This is a genomic window from Pseudoxanthomonas sp. LjRoot127 (assembly GCF_964253495.1).
GTDB lineage: Bacteria > Pseudomonadota > Gammaproteobacteria > Xanthomonadales > Xanthomonadaceae > Pseudoxanthomonas_A.
Genome location: NZ_CAXUQR020000001.1, coordinates 2,022,138 through 2,043,229, shown reverse-complemented (window position 1 = coordinate 2,043,229; position 21,092 = coordinate 2,022,138). Strand labels below are relative to the sequence as shown.

Here is a 21,092-nt window from a genome sequence, read left to right as displayed (position 1 = left end):
CTAGATGCGCGGCATTCCGCGCGTCATCACATGATCGAGCATCTCGCGATGCCCGGGCAACGCCGACAGCATCTTCCTCGCGATGTCGGCGGACTGGCGGAAATACTCTTCGGAACGGCGCACGTCGTCCATGCGACGCGTGGTGGGCCGCGCCTCCGGCGTGAACCTCATGCCGTAGAGGATGAACTGGTAGCTCGCGGAGGGGAACACCTCTTCGACCCGGTTGAGGTCGTAGCGCGACGGGGGCTGGTGGCGCCAGAACGCGAGCAGGTCGCGCAGGCGCTCGGGTATCGTCTCGGGCCGGCGGTTGTCGCGCCAGTAGGCGCTGTCGTCCCTTTCGCTCAGTACGTAGTGCAGTTTCAGGAAATCGACGATGCGGTCCCAGCGGTAGCTGAAGGTATCGTTGTAGCGCCTGGCCACGATGTCCATGGCGGCGCGCGTGGCCGGCATCTGGTCGGCGAGCAGGCCCGCGGCCAGCTCGACCATCACCAGCGAAGATGCTTCCAGGGGCTCCATGAAACCGCTAGAGAGTCCGACCGCCACGCAGTTGCGGTGCCACGCCCCCCGGCGGAAGCCGGGTCGGATCACGATCTTCGGCAGCGTGTCGATGTCCTGCTCGCGGCCACCGGTCGCCACGATGTAGCGTCGCAATGCGGCCTCGGCGGCCTCGTCGCTGGTATGGGTGCTGGAGTAGACGTGGCCGATACCGCGACGGCTCTGCAAGCCGATGTCCCAGATCCAGCCTGCCTCCTGCGCCGTCGAGATCGTCTGGCAGGCGATCTCGACGGTGGGGTCGGCATAGGGCACCCGCGTGGCGATGGCCCGGTCGTTGAACAGCACGTCCTTCTGCGACTCGATCCCGACACCGTAGTGCTGGCCGATCAGCAGCGCGCGCATGCCGCTGCAGTCCACGAACAGGTCGCCCTCGATCAGGCCATGCTCGCGCGTGAGCAATCCCGCGATGTCGCCGTTCTCGTGCGCCACCACCTCGACCATGTGGTCGGACACATGGCGCACGCCGAGCTTCTCCACGCAGTGCCGCCGCATGAAGACGCCCAGTTTCGCCGCATCCAGGTGGTAGGCGTAGTTGGCCACGGACGCCCATTCCGGTGTGGAAAACTGTTTGGGCGACTTGCCCGCCTCGCACAGGTGCGCCTGGAAGCAGGTCAGCAGGCTGAAGGGCACGTCGCGGTGCGCCATCCAGCCGGCGGCCAGATGGGTTTCCAGGAAGCCCGGGGGCAGCACGAACGGATGGTGGTAGTAGTCGCCTTCGACCTCTTCGCGCCAGCGGACGAACTTCGAGCCCTGCTTGAATGCCGCGTCGCACTCACGGATGAAATCCGTTTCGCTGACGCCCGTCCTGCGCAGGGTATCGCGCATGGTGGGCCACGTTCCCTCGCCCACGCCCACGGTCGCCACGTCGGGCGATTCGATCAAGGTGATCCGCAGTCCGGCAGCCGATGCGGCCTGGTGTTCGGCGGCCAGCACGGCGGCGGTAAGCCAGCCGGCCGAACCGCCGCCGAGAATGACTACATGTCTGACAGGAGAATCCACGCCGCTACCTCGTCTTGGCAACCGACGGGCGGAACCCGGACGGTCCGCCCCCAAAACCAAAGCCGCTGGAGACCAGCGGCTTGGGCGATGCTGCCCGGGTCCTGGCCGGACCCGGGCATGTCGTCGAACGTCAGCGGAAGTTGTAGCGGAAGCCGAGCATGTAGCGCGGGCCGGTCTGGGTGCCGTAGAACAGGATGTTCTCGTTGCGCTCGCTGAGCCGCGCGGTCTCGTCCGTCAGGTTGACGCCCTCGAACTGCACGGTGAAGCGGTCGCTGAACTTGTAACCCACGCTCAGGTCCCACTGGCCGTATGATTCCACATACACCGGGTTGTTCTTCGCAGGGTCCGCGGCATCGCCGTCGTACTGGCCGTTGAGGAACTTGTCGCGCCAGTTGTACGCCAGGCGCACCTGCCACGGTCCCTTGTCGTAGAAGCCCACCAGGTTGGCCGAATCGCTCAGGCCGATGAGCACCTGCTGCGGGCCCTTCGCATTGTTGTCGTAGGACAGGCTGTCGCTGTCGACGATGGTGTAGTTCGCCGCCACGCCGAAACCGCTGTCGCCGAACATGTGCTGCAGGGCGAGCTCGAATCCGTTGAGCTTGTGCGAGCCCGCATTGCCCGGGATGGTGACGTTGTACACCGTCAGCGGATCACCGGGGACGCCGGTGATCTCGCCGTTGGAGCCCGCGGTGCTGTCCACGCCCGGCTGGCCATCGAAGTTGGCGAAGATGTACTGGCGGATGCATCCCACGTCGGCGCTGCCGCAGCCGCCGGCGATCGCCGCGTTCCAGTACGCGCCACCGACGGGCGTCGGCAGGCTGAAGAGCGTGTCCTGGAACGAGCCGGCGCCGCTGTCGATGTAGTTCGAGATGTTCTTGCGGTAGTAGCCCACCGAGAAGTAACTGGCGTCGGCGTAGTACCACTCGTACGACAGGTCGATGTTCTTGGAGAGCAGCGGCTTCAGGTTGGGATTGCCGGAGTTGCCGCTGCCGCCGTTGACGCGCAGCAGCGGGCTGACGGTCTGTCCGCCCTGGATGTCCTGCCAGCCCGGACGGCCGAGCGAGTGGCCATAGCTGGCGCGCAGCACCATGTCCTCGGTGATCTCGAAGCTGGTGTCGATGCTCGGCAGGAAATAGTCGTACTCACCGGTCATGGTGGTGAACGTCTTCTCGCCCATGTCGGTGAAGAACTCGTTGTCCGCCACCCAGCGCACGAGCACCGGCGTGTCCACCTGCGCCGCGGATTCGATCTCGGTCTTCTCGTAGCGCACGCCCACGGCCAGGTTGATCGGGATGCGCGTCTGCCAGCTGGTGCTGTACTGCAGATAGGCGCTGCGGGTCTTTTCGGTGGTCCGCAGGTCGGCGCGATTGAAGTCGTCCGGGCGGCGGGCAAGGTCGGGCCTGCCGGTGAATTCGCCCACGGCCTGGCGCATGCGTTCGTAATCGAAGACCAGGAACTGGCTGCTGAAACGCGGATCCTTGTAACCCGGGAACGCGTCGAAGTAACGCGCCATGTCGTCGATCTGCCACAGGCTGTCGTCGAAGTCCGACGCGAGCCCGATGCCGCCCCAGTCGGCCGCTTCGTTGATGCCCCACGCGGTACGGTTCTTGACCTCCGTGTTGGCCACGCCGAACTTGAGGTCGGAGTAGTCGCCGAACTTGAAGGTGCCGCTCAGCTGGCCCTGGTCGACTTCGCCGCGCGAATAGCCGTTGACGAACTGGCGGCCGGTGACGCGCGCCTGCGACGGATCGACACCGGTGACGCCCGGCGCCAGCGTGTAGTTCAGGATCGGCAGCTCACCGTCGAAGTAGACGGTGGTATCGCCACGGATCCACGCGGCCGTACCGATGTTGCCCTGCGAACCCCAGTCGCTGTCCGGCGAGAGTTCGGCGGTGGAGCGGTGGTAGTCGAACGCCAGGTCCAGCGCGTCGGAGACGGCCCACTCGACGTTGAAGCCGACCGACTCGTTCTCCGCCTTGGTCGCGCTGATGCCGCCCGCCATCGCCAGGTCGCTGCACCCTTCGTAGGTGCCATTCGGATTCTGCGTGCCGGTGCACGGGATGAGTTCGCGGTAGAACACCGGGCCTGCGGCCGGACCGTCGGTCCAGGCGCTTTCCTGGCCGACGAAGTTGAACCACACCGACATCTCGTTGCGGCGCTGCTGGATCTTGTTTTCGGAGTACGTGTAGTCCAGCGTCGTGGTGATGCGATCCGACGGCGCCCACTGCAGCGTGACCTGACCATTGGTGCGCTGGCGCTGGATGCCGTTGACGCTGTAGTTGAGGTTCTGCGGCACCGAGTACAGATCGGTCGGGCCCGGCAGGTTGTCGTTGCCCGGCGTGCCGGGTGCGATCGCGCCCCAACCGCCTTCGCCACCGAAATGGGTACGCCAGCCGGCGGTCACGCCGACCTGGCTGAAGCCGCTGTCGCGTTCCTGGTAGCTGCCGTTGACGGCGATGCCGAACTTTCCGTCGGCGAAGGTCTGGCTGAAGATGCCCGACATCTCGCCGGTCCAGTCGTCGCCCTGCATGATCTTGGGCAGGTTGCCGTTGGACGTGTCGTGGACGGTCTTGACGCCCAGGTTCAGGAGCGGCGCGCTTTCCAGCGGCCGGGCCGTCTTGATGTTGATCGTCGCGCCGATGCCGCCGGTCGGATTGGAAGCCAGGCCGGTCTTGTAGACCTCGATGGCCGATACCGCTTCGGACGCCAGGTTGGCGAAATCGAATGCACGCGAATTGGATGCCGAGAACCCGTTCAACAGCGCGCCGGGCATCTGGCGGCCGTTGAGGAGCACCAGGTTGTGATCGGGACCGATGCCGCGCACCGTGACCTTCGAGCCCTCGCCGCTGGGCGTGCGATCGATCGACACGCCACTGATGCGCTGCAGGGATTCTGCCAGGTTGGTATCGGGGAACTTGCCGATGTCCTCGGCCACGATGCCATCGACGACGCCCTGCGCATCGCGCTTGAGGTTCATCGACGATTCGAGACTGGCGCGGATACCGGTGACGACGATGGTGTCGAGTTCGGTCGGCTCGGCGGTGGCCGGCGCCGGCGTGGCGGTGCCTTGCGGCTCGGACTGCTGGGCCCACGCGGGACCTGCGATGACCAGCAGCAATGCGGATGTCAGCACCCGCTTTCTTGGAACGGATTGCACTTGCTTCATGGACTTTCCCCTCTCCGGAAATTCACGAACGATGTCTTGGACTGGAACGCAGGTTGTCGCCTCCCCCTACATTGGGGCGCATTGGACGCGCGATTGACAGCGTTGTCAACTTTCCGGAAATCCGCTTTCGTTTTGCGAAAAATCCCTTGTTTTCAGCTGCGAAATTGATGGTGCGACGCAGCTGAAATCGTTTTCTCGAAACTCACACATCCATCGATCAGCGAAAGAATTTCCGCCGGAACGTACGTAAGGTTTTCTATTGGTATGGCATGTGCGTCGACCATCGCACGCACGCAGCATGAGCCGCGACGCAGCCACGCCACGGCGACGGGCACGCGGGGATCAGCGCCTGGCGGGGCTTTGCGTCGACTCGCGGAACAGCACTTCGTGCTCGACGTGCACCATGCCGCCGCCACCGGCCGTGCGGATGCGCGAAAGCAACTGCAGCGTCGCGAGCTTGCCCATCTCGGAGGTGGGCTGGCGCACGGTGGTGAGTGCGGGATAGATGTGCCGTGCGATGGGCGTGTCATCGAAGCCGCAGACGGATATGTCGCGCGGCACCACCAGGCCGCGCTCGCAGGCGGCGCGGATCACGCCGGCCGCCATGTCGTCGTTCGCGGCGAAGATCGCCGTGGGCGGCTGCTGGAGATCGAGCAGCGCATTGCCCGCCTCGATGCCCGACTCGAACGAGAACGCGCCCTGCACGACCAGATCCGCGTCGTAGGCCAGGCCGGCCTGCTTCAACGCGTCGCGATAGCCCTTGTAGCGCCACTGGCAGGCACCATGCGCGGGCGGACCCTTGATGTGCGCGATGCGGCGGTGACCCTGCGCCACCAGGCCGGCCATCAGTTCGAGTACCGCCGCGGTTTCGTCCATCATCACGCCGATCCTGCCTTCCGGATGCTTGGGCGCGATGCTGGCATAGGGCACCTGGTGTTCTTCGAGGAACGCGAGTACCACCGGGTCGTCGGTCAGCGGGGGAATGAGCACCACGCCATCCGGCGCGAAATGCTCGAACACCACCTTCAGGTCGTCGGCCTTGCGCTGCTTCGGTGAAGCGACCGGCGCCAGCACCAGGTTGTAGTGGTGGTCCCGGCAGGCATCCAGCATGCCGCTCTGGATTTCCATCAGGTAGTTGCGCGATGGATTGTTGTATACCAGGGCGACCACGTAAGAGCGCTGGCCGGCGAGGCTCCGCGCGGAGAGGTTGGGCCGGTACTGCAGCTTCTCGACCGCCTTCATCACCCGCTGGCGCATTTCCTCGCGCACGTTGGGTTCGTTGTTGAGCACCCGCGACACGGTCTTCATGGACACGCCGGCGGCGGCGGCCACGTCCTCGATCCGACTACGCATGGGGTTGCTCCCACTCCATTCCGACCACCCTCCCGGCACGACGCCGGATTCTGACAGCGATGACCATCGCTTGGATACACATCGCCGCCCCCCATCACCCTTCGCCATCGACGCCATCCGACCGGCGACTCGATCCTCGGCGCCTTGCACGCAAACACGTGCTGCACGGCAACACGCGCCTGCGTACGACGCGCACGGAAAGCACGACGCACGCACGCTTCCCGCACTACCCCGAGCCATCGATTGACAGCGAGATGTAGCAACGGTATGACAGCGCTGTCAACTACCACGCGTCCGACGCGGCGACGCGGGATCGGACCGTTCCCACCCCTGCGAGGTTCCTGCATGCGCTACACGCGACTCTCTTCCGCTGCCGCGATCGGCATGGCACTCGCCGCCACATGGACAGGCGCCAGCGCCGCCGAACCCAAGGAGACGCCCATGCGACCTGCCACCGTGACCCTCTACACGACGGCGCAGGGCACCGCGCACCGGTTGAGCCAGACCGGGACCGTCACCCTGACGGCGGGGCACCGACTGACGGAGGTCGAGAACTCGGTCTTCGTCGATCCCACGAAGACATTCCAGCCCCTGCTGGGGATCGGGGGTGCCATCACCGATTCCACGGCCGAGGTCTACGCGACGCTGTCGCCGGCGAAGCAGGCCGAGTTCATGCGCGCGTACTACGACGGAAAGGACGGCATCGGCTACTCGCTGGCGCGCACCACCATCCACAGTTCCGACTTCAGCTCCGCCAGTTACACGTACATCGACGAGGGCGACAAGGCGCTGGCGACGTTCTCCGTCGACCATGACCGGAAGGCGCGCATCCCGATGATCAAGCAGGCGATCGCCGCCGCGGGTGGCGCGTTGCCGCTGTACGCGAGCCCGTGGAGCGCACCGGCCTTCATGAAGACCAACGGGCACATGCTCAAGGGGGGCGCGCTGCTGCCCGAGTACCGGCAGGCGTGGGCGAACTACTACGTGAAGTTCATCCAGGCCTACGAGAAGGAAGGGATTCCGGTCTGGGGCATCACGGTGCAGAACGAGCCGATGGCCACCCAGACATGGGAATCGATGCTGTACACGGCCGAAGAGGAGCGCGACTTCCTCAAGCTGCACCTGGGCCCGACGATGCACGCGGCGGGCTACGCCGACAAGAAGATCATCGTGTGGGACCACAACCGCGACATGATGCTGTACCGCGCACAGGTGATCCTGGGCGACCCGGAAGCGGCGAAGTACGCATGGGGACTGGGCTTCCACTGGTACGAGACATGGGCCGGCTTCGATCCCATGTTCCGCAACGTGGCCGCGGTGACGGAAGCCTTCCCCGACAAGCCGGTGCTGCTGACCGAAGCCGCCGTGGAGAAGTTCGACCCCGCGCGCTACCAGCACTGGCCGAACGCCGAACGCTACGGCACGTCGATGATCAACGACTTCAACAACGGCGCCGTGGGCTGGACCGACTGGAACATGCTGCTCGACGAGAAAGGCGGCCCCAACCACGTGGGCAACTACTGCTTCGCGCCACTGCACGCCGACACCCGCTCGGGGGAACTCATCTACACGCCCAGCTACTACTACATCGGCCACTTCTCGAAGTTCATCCGGCCCGACGCGCGCCGCGTCAGCACCGCCACCAGCCGCAGCACGCTGCTGGCGACGTCCTTCGTGAACCCGGACGGACGCTTGGCGACGGTGGTGATGAATCCGACCGACAAGGAGATCGCATACAACTTCTACGTCGGCCAGGCCTCGGGCGTGGTGACGATTCCCGCGCGCGCGATCCAGACGCTGGTGCAGTAGGGATGTCCGCGTTCCGGCGGGGGATCGCCCGGCTCGCCCTGCTGGCGCTGGCGGGGGCCGCCACTGCCGCGCAGGCCGGCGAACCGTATCCCTGGCCCGACGGACGCACGGCGGCGGTGAGCCTGGCCTACGACGATGCCGTCCCTTCGCAGCTCGACCACGCCATTCCGGCGCTCGATCGCTACGGCCTGAAGGGGAGCTTCTATCTGACCCTGGCGTCGGACACGCTCCGCACGCGCCAGCGCGAATGGGCGGCCGCTGCGCGCAACGGGCACGAGCTCGGCAACCACACGCTGTTCCATGCGTGCTCGGCGTCGCTACCCGATCGCGGCTGGGTCGTCCCGCATCGCAACCTGGATACCACCACGATCGCCCAGCTGGTCGACCAGGTGCGGCTGGCCAACGCGATGCTGGCCATGCTCGATGGCAGGACCGAGCGGACGATGACCGTCCCCTGCGGCGATACGCAGGCGAGCGATGGCAACTACGTCGATGCCGTCGCATCGGAGTTCGTCGCGATCAAGCTCGGGCAAGGGGGCGTCATCGACGACATGGCGGCGATCGACCTGGCCGCCGTGCCGGTGGATGTACCTGCAGGCGTCACCGGCGACCAGCTGATCGCACGCGTCGAGCAGGCGGCGCGCCAGGGCACCATGGTCAACTTCACATTCCACGGCATCGGCGGCGATCACCTTGCCGTGTCGCGCGAAGCGCACGAACAACTGCTGCGCTATCTCGCCGCGCACCCCGACGACTACTGGGTGGCGCCCTTCATCGACATCATGAAATACGTCGCCTCCCACCGATCAGGTGCACCCACGCCGACGCGCTGACATCCAACGCATCAGTCCTCCGCCCACAGCCAGCGCAGCCCGAGTGTGAACGTGCGGTCGGTGCCCGGTTCGTAGAAGCGTCCATTGCCTTCGTTGACGATGACCGAACCGATATGGAACCGGTCCAGTGCGTTGTCGACGCGCGCGAATGCCTGCAGCCGGCCCTGCCGCAGCGCCCAGTCGCGCACCAGTTCCAGGTTCAGCACGCTGTAGCCCGGCGCGCGTTCGCTGCCGGTATCGTTCACCGTGACGTTGCCGATCGCCGACAGCTGGGCAGCGACGCTCCATTGCGCACCCTGCCAACGCAAGCGTGCCGATGCCTGCTGGCGGGCGATGCCGGGAATGCGGGTGCCGGCCACGACCTGCACGACAGGCGAGGCGCAACCGCTCGCGGTGCAGATGGGGAAGCTGTCGCGGAATGTCGCATCCAGCCACGTATAGGCGAGTTGCAGCTGCCACGCCTCATGGAGTGGCAGGTCCGCCTGGAGCTCGACACCTTCGCGACGCGCGGCGCCGACATTGCGGAAGCTGCTGCGCCCGCCGACATTGCGCGCGACTGCGAGCTCGTCATCGGTGTCGGCGCGGAACACCGCCGCCTCGACGCGCGCGCCTTGCCGGCCCCGCCACTTCACGCCCAGTTCGGTGTTGCGGCTGGTCGCCGGGCGCAGGTCGAACGCAAGGCCCGCACCGCCGTCGGCACGGTAGCCGACCTCGTTGAAGGTCGGCGTCTCGAAGCCGCGCCCCGTGGACGCATATATGCGGAAGGCATCGGTGGGCGCGAACACCGCGCCCGCGACGGGCATGGTCCGTTCGTACACCACGCGACCGCTGTCGTCGGGATTGGTGGCCGTGACGTAAGCGTCGTCGGAACGGAAGTCGACACGGCTGTGGCGGACACCGACCAGCAGCGACCAGCGTGGCGCCAGGCGCCACCACGCCTGTGCATACTGGTCCGCGTTGCCGACCTGGTTGCGTTCGTCCCGCCGCAGCGTACCGCGCACGCCCAGCGAGGCGCCGACGAAGTTCTCGTAGCCACGCCGATGCTGGCGCTGGCGGTCCGCGTTGATACCGGCCGCCAGCTCGAACGGTCGGCCCGCCAGGTCGCCTGTCCATGACCAGCGGAGATCGGCCCCGCCGTAATCGTTGGCCAGGTCGATCACACCCCCCGAATTGAGCGGATTGCCCTGCGCCGCGATCGGCAGCGCGAGGTACTGCTCGACATCGCGACGGCCGCCGTAGGCCATCGCGCGCAACCGGTGGCCGGCGGCGAGGGGCCGTTCGTAGACCGCGCCCAGTTGATCCTGGCGCACGGACTTCCGCGTGTCGTACTGCACTGCGACGGGCGCCGCCTGGCGCGGTGCCTGCCATGCCTGCGCCCGCGTCAGGCCCAGTGGGTCCTGGGCGTCGGGCGCGTCGAAATGGTTGAGCAACAGATCCAGCGTGCCGTCGCCCGGCTTCAAGCGCAGTCGGGCATTGAGCGATTCCCGCCGTGCGGCGCTGTGGTCCCGAAAGCCCTGCGTATCCAGTACCGATGCCGACACCGAGTAGCCGAGCACGTCGCCCGCGCCGCGCACGCGCGCACCGATCACGGTGCTGTCGTGGCTGCCGACGCTGGCCTGCGCACGCGCTTCGCGCCCGTCGTCAGGAATGTCGCTCCACAAGTGGATCACGCCACCGGACGAGTTGCCATGCAGGGCGGAAAAGGGTCCGCGCAACACCTCCACGCGATCCGCGCTCAGCAGGTTGAAGTGCGACACCTGGCCTTGACCGTCCGGCATTGTCGCCGGCACGCCGTCGGCATACAGGCGCAAGCCGCGCACGCCGAACGTCGACCGCGCGCCGAATCCACGAATCGACAACTGCGTGTCCTGGGCGAGGTTCTGCCGTTCGCGCGCGAATACGCCGGGAATGCCCTCGAGCACCTCCGACAACGCTGCCTGCGGACGTGCACCGCCATCGCCCAGTGCCACGACACCGGTGGATGCGGGCGTGTCGAACGCCTCGACCGTTTCCAGGCGCGTCGCGGTCACGACCACACGATCAAGCGTTTCCGCCGGCAAGACGGGCTGTTCGGCCGGCTCAGCCCCCGCGGCCCGTGCCCACAAGGCGGCGCACACCAGCGGCCAGAAGCGCGACTTCAACGGCATGCGCGCATCGTTCCGAATCCCGGGCGAGGCACGTCTACGCGGCGTTGCCTTCCAACACTGACGACGAGTGCACGGCTGGTCGACGGTCCGCTGCCAGCGCGCTCTTCCTGCGAAACAGTACGAATCAGATCCGGGGCGACAGCGCCGCTGGCTGCACGGCACCCTCCCATCGCCTGCACTTCAATGTCCATGCTTCTGCTCAACACCGTCATGCTTCGCTATCCGGGCGGTAGGCCATCAGTATGCCGGAGGCACTGGGTCGGCACCGCACTAGGTTACGAGATGCATCGCCTCGCGCCGGCATGCCTTGGTCACTTCCCTGCTGCAAGGGCAGCATGCCAAGCTGCATGCCGGTATGCCTGACTCCGGCCGATATGAAACTACTGCTGGGACTTATCCTTACGATCCTCTGTCTGCCGTCGTTCGCACAGGTACCGGAAGTGCCGGTTCCTGCAGGACTCCAAGGTGGCGACATCGACCAAGCGATGCCCGGCCTCGCGCGGGACGTACTCAGCCTGCACCAGGACGAGGACCGGGCGCGCTATCTCGGCACGCAATTCCGGCTGCAGATGGTCGCCGGCCAGTACGCGCAGGCGATCGAAAGCATCGATGCACTCCGCCTGCTGCGCAACGATCCGCCGTCGCAGCCGCCGGTCTTCCTCCAGTACGAGATCCACGCGCGCGCGAACGTCCTGCAGGCGCAGCAGGGAATGTCTTTCACGAACGCGTGGCGCCACGCGTTCGCGCAACGGTTCGGTGCGCTCGACGACAGGAGAGCCCTGCAGGCGGAGTTCGCCTTCGGAACATCGGTGACGCGCGTCCGCGGCGATCTGGATGCGGCACTGGCGAAGATCGCGGGGAAACGACGCGTCACGCTGCCGGACGCGATCGACCTTATCCGTGCGTACCAGGTCCATCGTGTCTACGTGGCGCTGCAACCGCTGTTCGCGGATGCGCTACGGGAAGACGACGCCCTTCGCTACCGCATTGATCGTGATGTCCTGGTGCCCACGCCGGACGGCGCACGCATCGCCACCCTCGTCGTACGCCCGGCGGCGGCCCCTCGACTGCCCACCTTGCTGCAGTTCACCGTCTACGCCGACGATGACGTGGCTTGGGGCGATGCCAAGACGATGGCCGCGCACGGTTATGTCGGCGCGGTGGCGTACAGTCGCGGCAAGGGCCGCAGTCCGGATGCCATCGCCCCGTTCAAGCACGACGGAACCGATGCCGCCGCGGTCATCGGCTGGATCGCAACACAGCCCTGGAGCGATGGACGCGTGGGCATGTTCGGCGGCAGCTACAACAGCTTCGCGCAGTGGGCGGCACTGAAGCACCTGCCGCCGGCATTGAAGGCCATCGCCACATCCGCCTCGGCGGCGCCCGGCATCGACATTCCCATGGAAGGCAACGTCTTCCTCAACTTCATGTATCCCTGGCCGCTGTACACCGCGAGCAACCGTTGGCTGGACAACGCACGGTATGGCGATGGCGAACGCTGGCTCAAGCTCGACCGCGAGGCCTATGCCCGCGGTCTCGCGTACCGGGATCGGCCACAGGTCGATGGCAGCGCGAATCCGTTGTTCCTGGAATGGCTGCAGCATCCGGATTACGACGCGTATTGGCAGTCGATGATCCCCCAGGGCGAGGAGTACGCCCGTATCGGGGTCCCGGTGTTGGCGACGACGGGCTACTTCGATGGTGCGCAGGCGGGCGTTCTGCACTATTTCCGCCAGCACCTGCGCCACCGCGCGGACGCCGACCACACGCTGGTCATCGGTCCCTACGAACACATCACCATGCAGGCGGGCGTGCCTCCGAGCGTGCAGGGCTATGCACCGGATGCCGCTGCGCGCATCAACCTCCAGGCCCTGCGGTTAGCCTGGTTCGATCATGTCTTCAAAGGCGCACCGAAACCCGACCTGCTCGCCGGCCGCGTGAATTGGCAGGTCATGGGTGCCGATGCGTGGCGCCATGCTGACACGCTGGAGACGATGGCCACACGCACGCAGTCGTGGTGTCTGGCGCCTGGCGCGACGATCGACACCTACACGCTTTCCCCGCGATCGCGTCCAGGCGTTGTGGCGTCGCAACGCGTTGACTTCAGCGACCGCCGAGACGCGGACTGGGCACCGCCGCAGCAGGTTGTCACGACCGGACTGGATCCGCACCTGGGCCTGGCATTCGTGGGCGACGCCGTGATGCAGGAGATCGAACTCGCGGGCCCGTTCGGTGGCGTGCTCGACTTCACCGTCAACAAGCGAGATGTCGACCTGACCATCGGCGTCTACGAACGGAATGCGGACGGCGAATACCTCGATCTTGCATGGTGGCTACAACGAGCGAGCTACAGCGAAGACCGGCGGCAGCGGCGCCTGTTGCAGCCGGGCGAGCTCCAACGCCTTGTCGTGAAGGACACGCGCGTGATCGGACGCAAGCTGGCCGCCGGCAGCCGGCTGGTGGTGACGATCGGCGTGAGCAAGCAAGCCGACCGCCAACTCAACCTGGGCAGCGGCAAGGATCCTTCCGTCGAAACCGTTGAAGACGCCGGCGAGCCTCTCGAGATCCAGTGGCAGGGCAGCAGCTGCCTGACCTTCGGGATACGCGACTGACAAGAACGAAGACGGCTTGCGGGAGAAAGCCGAACGCTGACCGCGCGGGCCCGTGCCGCTCAACGCAGCGCGCTGCGCGTCACCTGCCGTCTCGCGACACCCAGCAACAAAGGCAGTGCCATCGCCCACGCAATCGCGAGCCAGCACACGCCCCGCCACGCTGGCACGGGGAACTGCGCGGCGTCCCATCCGCGGGTCGCTGCCAGGTAGGCCAAGGGACCGCCGATACCCCCCAGCAACGCGGCGGCCCAAGGATGCGGTTGCAGCGACCGCATGCCCGTATGGGCCGTGACCGCCAGCGATGCCCACAGCGCCAGGATCCACGGTGGCGCCATCGCGCTACCGAAGGTGGCGGCGCGATAGACCACCCAACCCTGCCACGCCGCCACGCCGTCGACGACCACCCCGCACAGCACCGCGAGTACCACCAGGCGAATCTCGTCCCCGGGCCGCGGCGCGCTTCGCAGATGCAACGCGACAAAGGCGAACGCCGCGAGCACCCCGGGCCATGCCTGTCCACGCCCGGCGGCGATCACGGCAACGAACCACACCACCTGGTTGCCGAGCAGATTGAGGATCAAACGTGTCGCATCGGCACGCATTGCGTCGTTCCGTGAGGGCTGCCGTACATACGCATGGCCTCACGCGGCAGATGCAGGCCCTGTCTGGCTTCCGTCATTCGCACGCGAGAGGGCGATGCGGGTTGCATCGCCCCCTTTCTCGCACTCCTCTTTTTCAATCCCGATCAACAGCGACCGCAGCACGTGCTGCTGACACCTCACGACGTGGTTCCAGTGCCAGCCGGTGTCGGCACCGAACGCCACTCCCTTGGCGCCGCCATGTCGAGCTCATTCAGAACCGGCGTTGACCCCCCCCATAGTTGCCGATGTCGCATTGGCCCGAGAACGTCGTGCCACCCTCGATGTTGATGCGGCCGGAACGGCGGTCGACGGTCAGGCGCGGCTTGTTCATGCCATTGAGGCGATAGCTCGCGGTGATGCGGTCGGAACCGACCTGCAGGTTGTCGAGATCCCACCAGCCATGATCGCCGTGCGAGTTGATCGGCGGAATCAGCGGCGCACCCAGGTGGATCCGGCCGTGGTCGCCATACAGTTCGATCTGCACGTCGCTGCTGAAGCCTTCGGTGGTAGCGCGCACGGTATCGGCTTCGTGCCACTTGTTGCGCTTGTCGTCCCAGCTGTAGTTCGGCTCGCTGGTCACCGTCGGACGCGTGCCGGCGCCGTAGCAGACCAGCACGAGCGAATTGGGGTCGCGCTCGCTGGACGAATATGGACGCGACGATGCGCCGCCTGATCCACTCCCGGACGCACCACAGTTGGCGGCCGGCACGGACTGGATCGAGGCATAGCGGCCATCCATGGTGGAGACGGAGATGCACTGGCTGCGCTTCGCGTTCCACCAGAAGGTGAAACGCTGGTCGCGCACGGTGTTGGAATCGCGCTGCTCATAGCCTCGCGACTGCAGCTGGGTTTCGCCGCCGGCACCGCGCGCGCCGACCAGGTCTTCCACATCGGGCGGCGTCTGCGCGGTTGCGACGAAAGGCGCTGCCAGCAGGGTGAAGAAAGTGACGGAACGCGAAAGGCGACTACGCATGGCGATTCTCCTGAGGGGGTTCGACTTCGGGATGTACGTGCCTGGATCAACGATCGGGCCTGAGTTGTGCTTCCTTGCGTGCGGCGCACCTGACGTGCGTGTCCCCGTTGATGCGCGTTACCACCTGCGCAGCGGGTGTGAGGCTCGCCGTCCACCGTGGTCGAGCATCACCTCCTGACGACCACGGCAGCGTGAAGACCCACCTCCGAACGCGTGGCTACAGGGTCGGCACATCCCCGTTGAGCACCTGTACCGTCGCGCCCGTGGTCTCCGGCAGCACATGCAGGTCGGTCTGCAGCAGCACGACGCCCGGCCGCAGCAGCGGCAAGACCGCAGCGGTGAAAGCCGCCGGCAACACGATGCGTGCCGCATCCTTCTCGGCGACCTCCTGGCCGGCCTCGTCCTCACGGCCGGGAATGCCGATGCGGCGCCATGTCGGCGCCTGACCCGGCGTGGCACCGGACACGAGGTAAGCGTGTGTACCTTGCGGCGCGGGACCATCCCGGAAATCCACACGCGCGCGTCCGATCTCGATGCCGTCACGGAAGACGAACAGGCGGCGGTCCGCGGTACTCATCACCATCGACAGCGGACCGGTCGGCGATTTCTGCGGCTCCCAGCGGAAGGATTCGGCCGCGCCCAGCAGCGGGGCGGCGTCCTCCGCCCCCGTCCTGGGATCGATCGGGCTGGCGACGGGAGGATGCACGAGATCTTCAGGGGCCATCCCTTCCTTCGCGATCACCACGACCATGCCCATGCTGGTGGCGTCGAACAGCAGTCGTGCGAACTCGGTGGGCAAGTGCACGCAGCCGTGCGACTCGGGATAGCCCGGCAAGCCGCCGGCATGCAGCGCCACGCCATCCCATGTCAGGCGCTCCTGATAGGGCATGGGGGCATCGTTGTACTTGCTGGAGTGATGGTCCTTGTCCTTCTGCAGGATGGTGAACACCCCGGTCGGCGTCTCATGTCCGGGCTTGCCGCTGCTGACCGTCGACACCGCGACCAACAGGCCATTGCGGTACACGTAGGCGCGCTGTTCGGTCAGGCTGACCACCACCGCCATAGGCCCCATGTCCTTGGCATCGCCGCCCCAGACCCATTCGCCGGGCTTGAGTGCGGCCGGCGGTGTGCCGGCAGGGCTGGAAGTCTTCGCCCCCCATGACGGCACGGCATGCGCACAGAGGGGAAGCAGCAGGAGCCCCAGCCATGCGATCAGTGTGGTCCGGATCATCGCGGTGTCCTTGTCGAGATGGCACGAGCATCAGGTGGTGTCACATATTGCATGGACCCATGCTTAAATGCAGCCGTTCACTCCCGGAGTCGCCCGTGCATTCTCCCGGTCTGCAGCATCGCCCCGACTTTCCTTTTTACGCCGGCAGGCCCGTCAGCCTTTCCGGTCCGCAATGGCTTGTCGTGATGGCGAGCGTGGCGCTGGCGTTCTGGCTGCTGGTGGCACCGTGGACACGCCCTCCCCAGCCATGGGGCATGTGGATTCCCGTGCTGCTTTTCTGCGGCGTGCCGCTGTGCGCCCTGGCCCTCGTTGTCGGTCGCGCCTGGACGGCCTTGTTCCATCGCCCCAGCGGCCGCGACCTGTTGCTGATGGTCGGCATCGCCGCTTTGAACCTGGTGGTCACCCTGCTGATCGGGCTGCTGCTGAACGGCATGGACCATGGGTCGGCCAATCCCGCGTTCAAATCGATGGGCGAAGCGGATACGGCCACCCGTGTCATGGCGTTCGCGGCGATGGTGCCGCAGCTGTTGGGCGAGGAGCTGCTGACCATCCTGCCCTTGCTCGCACTGCTGTGGTGGCTGCATACCCGCATGAGGCTGGCGCGACGCACTGCCCTGGTGCTGGCGTGGCTACTGTCGGCCATCCCATTCGCGCTGGCGCACCTGCCCACCTACCAGTGGGACCTGGTGCAGTGCCTGGTGATCATCGGCAGCGCCCGGCTGGTACTGAGCCTGGCGTACCTGTTCTCGCGGAATCTGTGGGTGTCGACCGGCGCGCATGTGCTCAATGACTGGACGCTGTTCGGGGCAGGACTGTTGCTGGGATCGCTGTCGCACTGACACGGGCGTGGTCATCGTCAAGAGGAAGAACGCGGAAAGGGTTGCGTAGTCTCTCGACATATCACTCGCGGCATCCGCACTCCAGATTCCCTTCCTTTTTCGCCGGCTAGAACAGCAGGCCCGGATCGCCGTAGCTGAAGTCTGCCAGCGGCGACACCGCCTGCCGGGCAGAAGTCCACGCGCAGCGCCGACGTGTTGCGCGACGCTGATTGACCTGCACCATGCGACGGCGTAGGCGCCGGCATAGCTGCGTGTGCCAGCGAGCCGCGCGTGTGGCGACCGAAGGCGGACAGCATCACGCACGGGCGTCGGCGACGGTGCCACGGATGTGCGCACGGAGACCCCGCCACGCTCCTGCCACCGGTGACCTTCTGGCATCCGGCATGCACCCCAAAGAGGGGCAAGACCTGATTTACGACGTCACCAGCAACGTGCAGGTCTATGGCGTCGAGCAACTGCGTAACGCGGACGCATCGATCATGCCGACGTGCCCAGAGGCAACACGAGCGCCGCGCGTCGTCTTCGGTGAGCGGACGACGGAGACCATCAAGGCGAAGCATGGGACCTGAGGGATCGCGTTGTGCCAGCTTCTGCGAAAACGCGGAGCTGCGCCAACACCCGAAGTGAAGAGGGTCGCACAGCAACCGCTCGGACCACGCTGTCCCCGTCCGGACTTCGCCTGCACCGCAGGGTCCTGGACCGGCATCGCACTGCATCGAAGGCCGCAGGGAGATCCCGCTGGTTCAGCCGCGGGGACCCCCCATCACGGGCAGGATCACGCCGTTGACATACGACGCCGTGATCGGCGAAGCGAGGAACACATAGGCTGGCGAGATTTCTTCCGGCTGCGCGGGGCGTCCCATGTCGCTGTCCTTGCCGAACGTTGCCACATCCTCTGCTTTCTTGTCGGCAGGATTCAGCGGCGTCCACACCGGGCCCGGCGCCACCGCATTCACGCGGATGCCGCGCGGGAGCAGGTTGCTGGCCAGCGATTGGGTGAACGCGTGGATTGCGCCCTTCGTCGCCGAGTAGTCGAGCAGGTGTTGGCTACCGAAGATGCCGGTTTCGGAGCCTGAATTGATGATGCAACCGCCTTCCTGCATGTGCGGTAGCGCGGCGCGCGCCATATTGAAGTAGCCACCGATGTTGGTCTGCAGCGTTTCCTGGAGCTGGGCGTCGCTGATGTCCTCCAGCCGCATCGCGTGCTGCTGGAATGCGGCGTTGTTGACCAGCACGTCGAGTCGCCCGAATGCTTCCAGCGTCTTCGCCACGGCCGTCTCGCAGAACCCGGGATCGCGGACATCGCCGGCGATCACCAGACAACGGCGCCCCTCGGCCTCGACATGCTCGGCGGTGACTCGCGCATCTTCGTGTTCGTCCAGGTACAGCACGGCGACGTCGGCGCCTTCACGGGCAAACAGCACCGCGACTGCACGCCCTATCCCGGAATCGCCGCCCGTCACGATCGCCGTCATGCCCTGCAGCTTGCCGCTGCCGGCATAATCAGGCGCCAGGAATTTCGGTTGCAGCAGCAGGTCGCCCTCGTTGCCCGGCTTGTCGAGGTGCTGTTTCGGCAGCGGCGGCTTGGGCTGCGCGCGTACGCCAGCCTGCACTGCCTTCCTCTTCGGCTTGGGCACGGCGGCTGCCTTCTTCAATGCCTCTCGCTGCAGGGCGCGCTGGCGCGACGAGGTCGCGTTGGCTTCGTTAACCACTGTCTTTGTGACCTTACTCGCCGTCTTCTTCGCCATGGGCGTGCTCCGTCGTCTATGGTTCGAGCCTAGCGCCGGCTTCGTGATGACGGAGGCAACGCGGACGCGGGACGCATCAGCGCGGGCCGCGCTCCTCACGCGAACGCGCGCGGTGGTCGCTGAGCAGCGAACTGACGATGATGCCGGCACCCAGCGCCACGCCCAGCAGGAACAGGACCAGCGCCACCACCGGATATCCCCACAACGTGTGCGTGGACGACACCCGCATCATCATCGCCGACGCCAGGATCAGCGAGGCTGTGATCACACCTACCGCAATGCGGTTGGCGATCTTCTGCAGGTTTTCCATCAGCCGCGACTCTTCCAGCCCGGTGACCCGAAGCTGGAACCGGTTCTCGGCCACCAGCGACAGGATGTCCGACAGCTTGCGTGGACCGTCGCGCAGCAAGGCCTGTACTTCCATCATCTCGCTGGCCACGTTGGGAGAGGAAAGCGACTTGCGCAGGCGGGCACGCATGACGTGCTGCAGCTGGTCCTCCACCACGCCCTGGGTGTCGAGTTCGGGCGACAGAAGGTGGCAGACCGCATCGAGGTTCAACAACGTCTTGCCGAGCAGGCTCAGCTCGGGCGGGGGCCGCAGGCCGCAATGGGTCGCAATGCGCACCAGCTCCAGCACCACCCGACCTTCCGACATCGACGTCTGGTGCGCACCGTAGCGGGCCACCAGTTGTCCGACTTCGCGCAGGAAACGCGGCTCGTCGTAGTCTTCTAGGCGGATGCCGAGTGCGATGCACTCCTCCGCCACCTGTTCCCCGCGACCGTCCACCGCGGCGAACAGAAGCTTCAGCAGGCGGTCGCGCTGGCGCGGCGGCAGGTTGGCCACCATGCCCAGATCGAAGATCGCCAGCCGCCCGTCTTGGGTGACGCGCAGGTTGCCGGGATGCGGATCGGCATGGATCTCGCCATGTACGAAAATCTGGTCCAGATAGCCTCGCAGCAGATCCTCGGCCAGCGGCGTCATGCCCTGCTCGGTCCGGCGCAGTCCGGAGATTTCATCCACGCGGCGGCCATCGGCCAGCTCCATCGTCAGCACGCGCTTGCCCGTGTAGTCCCAGATCGGCGCGGGCACCCAGAGTTGTCGGAACGGCGCCAGATGCAGCCTGAAGCGGTCCAGGTTCTCGGCTTCTGCCACGTAATCGAGTTCGGCGGTCAGCGAGCGGGAGAACTCGCCCAGCCATTCGGAGAAGCGCACGTTGCGGCCGACGCTGGTGAATCGGTCCGCCGTATCGGTGATGCCGCGCAGCAGCTCGAGGTCGCTCATCAGCTGCTGCGCCACGCCGGGCCGTTGCACCTTCACCGCCACCTCGCGGCCGTCGCGCAGCGTGGCGCGATGCACCTGCGCCAGCGAGGCGCAGCCCAGCGGGGTTTCGTCGAAGCTGGCGTAGGCCTTGCTGATGCGCACGCCCAGCGATTCCTCTACCTGTTCACGGATCACCTCGAACGGCACCGGGGACACTTTCTCCTGCATCCGCTCCAGTGCGGACGCGTACGCGGGCGGCACCAGGTCCGGACGCGTGGACAGCATCTGGCCCAGCTTCACGAACGTAGGTCCCAATGCTTCAAGTTCGTCGGCGAAGCGTTCCGGACTGCCCTCTTCCACCGCGTCGGCTTCCAGCATCGCCGGCTCAAGCGTCAGTCCGTGGAAGACGCCGGATTTCCGGTAACGGAACAGGAAATGCAGGATGGCCGCGCGACGGGAAAGCTTGCCCTCGCTCGGCGGTAGGGGGGCGGTAGTCATGCATGTGCCTCGTGTCGATCCATGACGGATTGTTCGCGCAGCCGGTGAGCATCGGGTGAATGTCGAGGCCGCCACATCACGCTTCCATCACCACGCATGCCTGCCATCGAGCCGATCACAAGACCACGGCGATCCCGACAGGCAATCCGTGTCCCCACTGAATCCCGGCAGCGATGCTCAGGATGCCAGTACCCACGACAAGTACCGCAACTATGACGTGCACAGCGAAGAATCGAATAGCCCAAAGCCGCCGCGCAGCGGACGCCCGGATCCGGAGAAGGGCTATCCGGACGTGCATCGGAAGGCACGCCATAGAGGGCGTCGACTACGGCGGGAGAGCCACCAAGCGTTTCGTGCGCCACTGTGCCCTGCGCTGCGGCGTGGGCCCGAGCACTGGTTGCTGAAGTATGACGAGCCACAAATCCTG

14 protein-coding genes are annotated in these 21,092 nt (G+C 66.1%); 5 read left to right on the top strand and 9 right to left on the bottom strand.

Annotated elements, in window-relative coordinates:
• The 3 genes from ACSQ19_RS09445 to ACSQ19_RS09435 form a co-directional block, all read right to left on the bottom strand.
• Positions 1-1,554 carry a tryptophan halogenase family protein gene (locus tag ACSQ19_RS09445; protein ID WP_435996551.1) on the bottom strand — a complete coding sequence of 518 codons (1,554 nt, stop codon included), beginning with the start codon at positions 1,552-1,554 and terminating at the stop codon, positions 1-3.
• 130 nt (positions 1,555-1,684) lie between these two features.
• Positions 1,685-4,720, bottom strand: a complete 3,036-nt coding sequence (locus tag ACSQ19_RS09440) for a TonB-dependent receptor (protein ID WP_435996549.1) — start codon at positions 4,718-4,720, stop codon at positions 1,685-1,687.
• A 342-nt stretch (positions 4,721-5,062) separates the two neighbouring features.
• Positions 5,063-6,073, bottom strand: coding sequence for a LacI family DNA-binding transcriptional regulator (locus tag ACSQ19_RS09435; RefSeq protein WP_296279215.1), 1,011 nt, complete (start codon positions 6,071-6,073; stop codon positions 5,063-5,065).
• A 345-nt stretch (positions 6,074-6,418) separates the two neighbouring features.
• Between ACSQ19_RS09435 and ACSQ19_RS09430 the strand changes: the two genes are divergently transcribed.
• Both ACSQ19_RS09430 and ACSQ19_RS09425 read left to right on the top strand, forming a co-directional pair.
• Positions 6,419-7,882: a glycoside hydrolase family 30 protein gene (locus ACSQ19_RS09430; protein ID WP_435996546.1), complete on the top strand. Its 1,464-nt coding sequence runs from the start codon at positions 6,419-6,421 to the stop codon at positions 7,880-7,882.
• Between the two features lie 2 nt (positions 7,883-7,884).
• A complete protein-coding gene (locus ACSQ19_RS09425; RefSeq protein WP_435996544.1) occupies positions 7,885-8,715 on the top strand; it encodes a polysaccharide deacetylase family protein in 831 nt (276 codons plus the stop codon).
• A gap of 11 nt (positions 8,716-8,726) precedes the next feature.
• Here the strand turns inward: ACSQ19_RS09425 and ACSQ19_RS09420 are convergent, their stop codons facing one another.
• Positions 8,727-10,862, bottom strand: coding sequence for a TonB-dependent receptor family protein (locus ACSQ19_RS09420; protein WP_435996542.1), 2,136 nt, complete (start codon positions 10,860-10,862; stop codon positions 8,727-8,729).
• Between the two features lie 374 nt (positions 10,863-11,236).
• Between ACSQ19_RS09420 and ACSQ19_RS09415 the strand changes: the two genes are divergently transcribed.
• The gene (locus ACSQ19_RS09415; RefSeq protein ID WP_435996540.1) at positions 11,237-13,474 is read left to right on the top strand and encodes a CocE/NonD family hydrolase; all 2,238 of its coding nucleotides are present in this window, start codon (positions 11,237-11,239) and stop codon (positions 13,472-13,474) included.
• A gap of 59 nt (positions 13,475-13,533) precedes the next feature.
• On the opposite strand, the gene ACSQ19_RS09410 is transcribed toward ACSQ19_RS09415, so the two are convergent.
• From ACSQ19_RS09410 to ACSQ19_RS09400, 3 genes are all read right to left on the bottom strand, one after another.
• The gene (locus tag ACSQ19_RS09410) at positions 13,534-14,076 is read right to left on the bottom strand and encodes a DUF2878 domain-containing protein (RefSeq protein ID WP_435996538.1); all 543 of its coding nucleotides are present in this window, start codon (positions 14,074-14,076) and stop codon (positions 13,534-13,536) included.
• Positions 14,077-14,326: 250 nt separating this feature from the next.
• A complete protein-coding gene (locus ACSQ19_RS09405) occupies positions 14,327-15,088 on the bottom strand; it encodes a hypothetical protein (protein ID WP_435996536.1) in 762 nt (253 codons plus the stop codon).
• Between the two features lie 217 nt (positions 15,089-15,305).
• Positions 15,306-16,319 carry a L,D-transpeptidase gene (locus tag ACSQ19_RS09400; RefSeq protein ID WP_435996534.1) on the bottom strand — a complete coding sequence of 338 codons (1,014 nt, stop codon included), beginning with the start codon at positions 16,317-16,319 and terminating at the stop codon, positions 15,306-15,308.
• Positions 16,320-16,414: 95 nt separating this feature from the next.
• Here ACSQ19_RS09400 and ACSQ19_RS09395 point away from each other — a divergent pair, with 95 nt between their 5' ends.
• Positions 16,415-17,158, top strand: a complete 744-nt coding sequence (locus ACSQ19_RS09395) for a CPBP family glutamic-type intramembrane protease (RefSeq protein WP_435996532.1) — start codon at positions 16,415-16,417, stop codon at positions 17,156-17,158.
• Between the two features lie 383 nt (positions 17,159-17,541).
• On the top strand, positions 17,542-17,727 hold the full coding sequence (locus ACSQ19_RS09390; protein WP_435996530.1) for a hypothetical protein: 186 nt from the start codon (positions 17,542-17,544) through the stop codon (positions 17,725-17,727).
• A gap of 174 nt (positions 17,728-17,901) precedes the next feature.
• On the opposite strand, the gene ACSQ19_RS09385 is transcribed toward ACSQ19_RS09390, so the two are convergent.
• Together ACSQ19_RS09385 and ACSQ19_RS09380 are read right to left on the bottom strand one after the other, a co-directional pair.
• Positions 17,902-18,906, bottom strand: coding sequence for an SDR family oxidoreductase (locus ACSQ19_RS09385; RefSeq protein WP_435996528.1), 1,005 nt, complete (start codon positions 18,904-18,906; stop codon positions 17,902-17,904).
• A 76-nt stretch (positions 18,907-18,982) separates the two neighbouring features.
• A complete protein-coding gene (locus ACSQ19_RS09380) occupies positions 18,983-20,665 on the bottom strand; it encodes an ABC1 kinase family protein (protein WP_435996526.1) in 1,683 nt (560 codons plus the stop codon).
• Between the last annotated feature and the right edge of the window lie 427 nt (positions 20,666-21,092).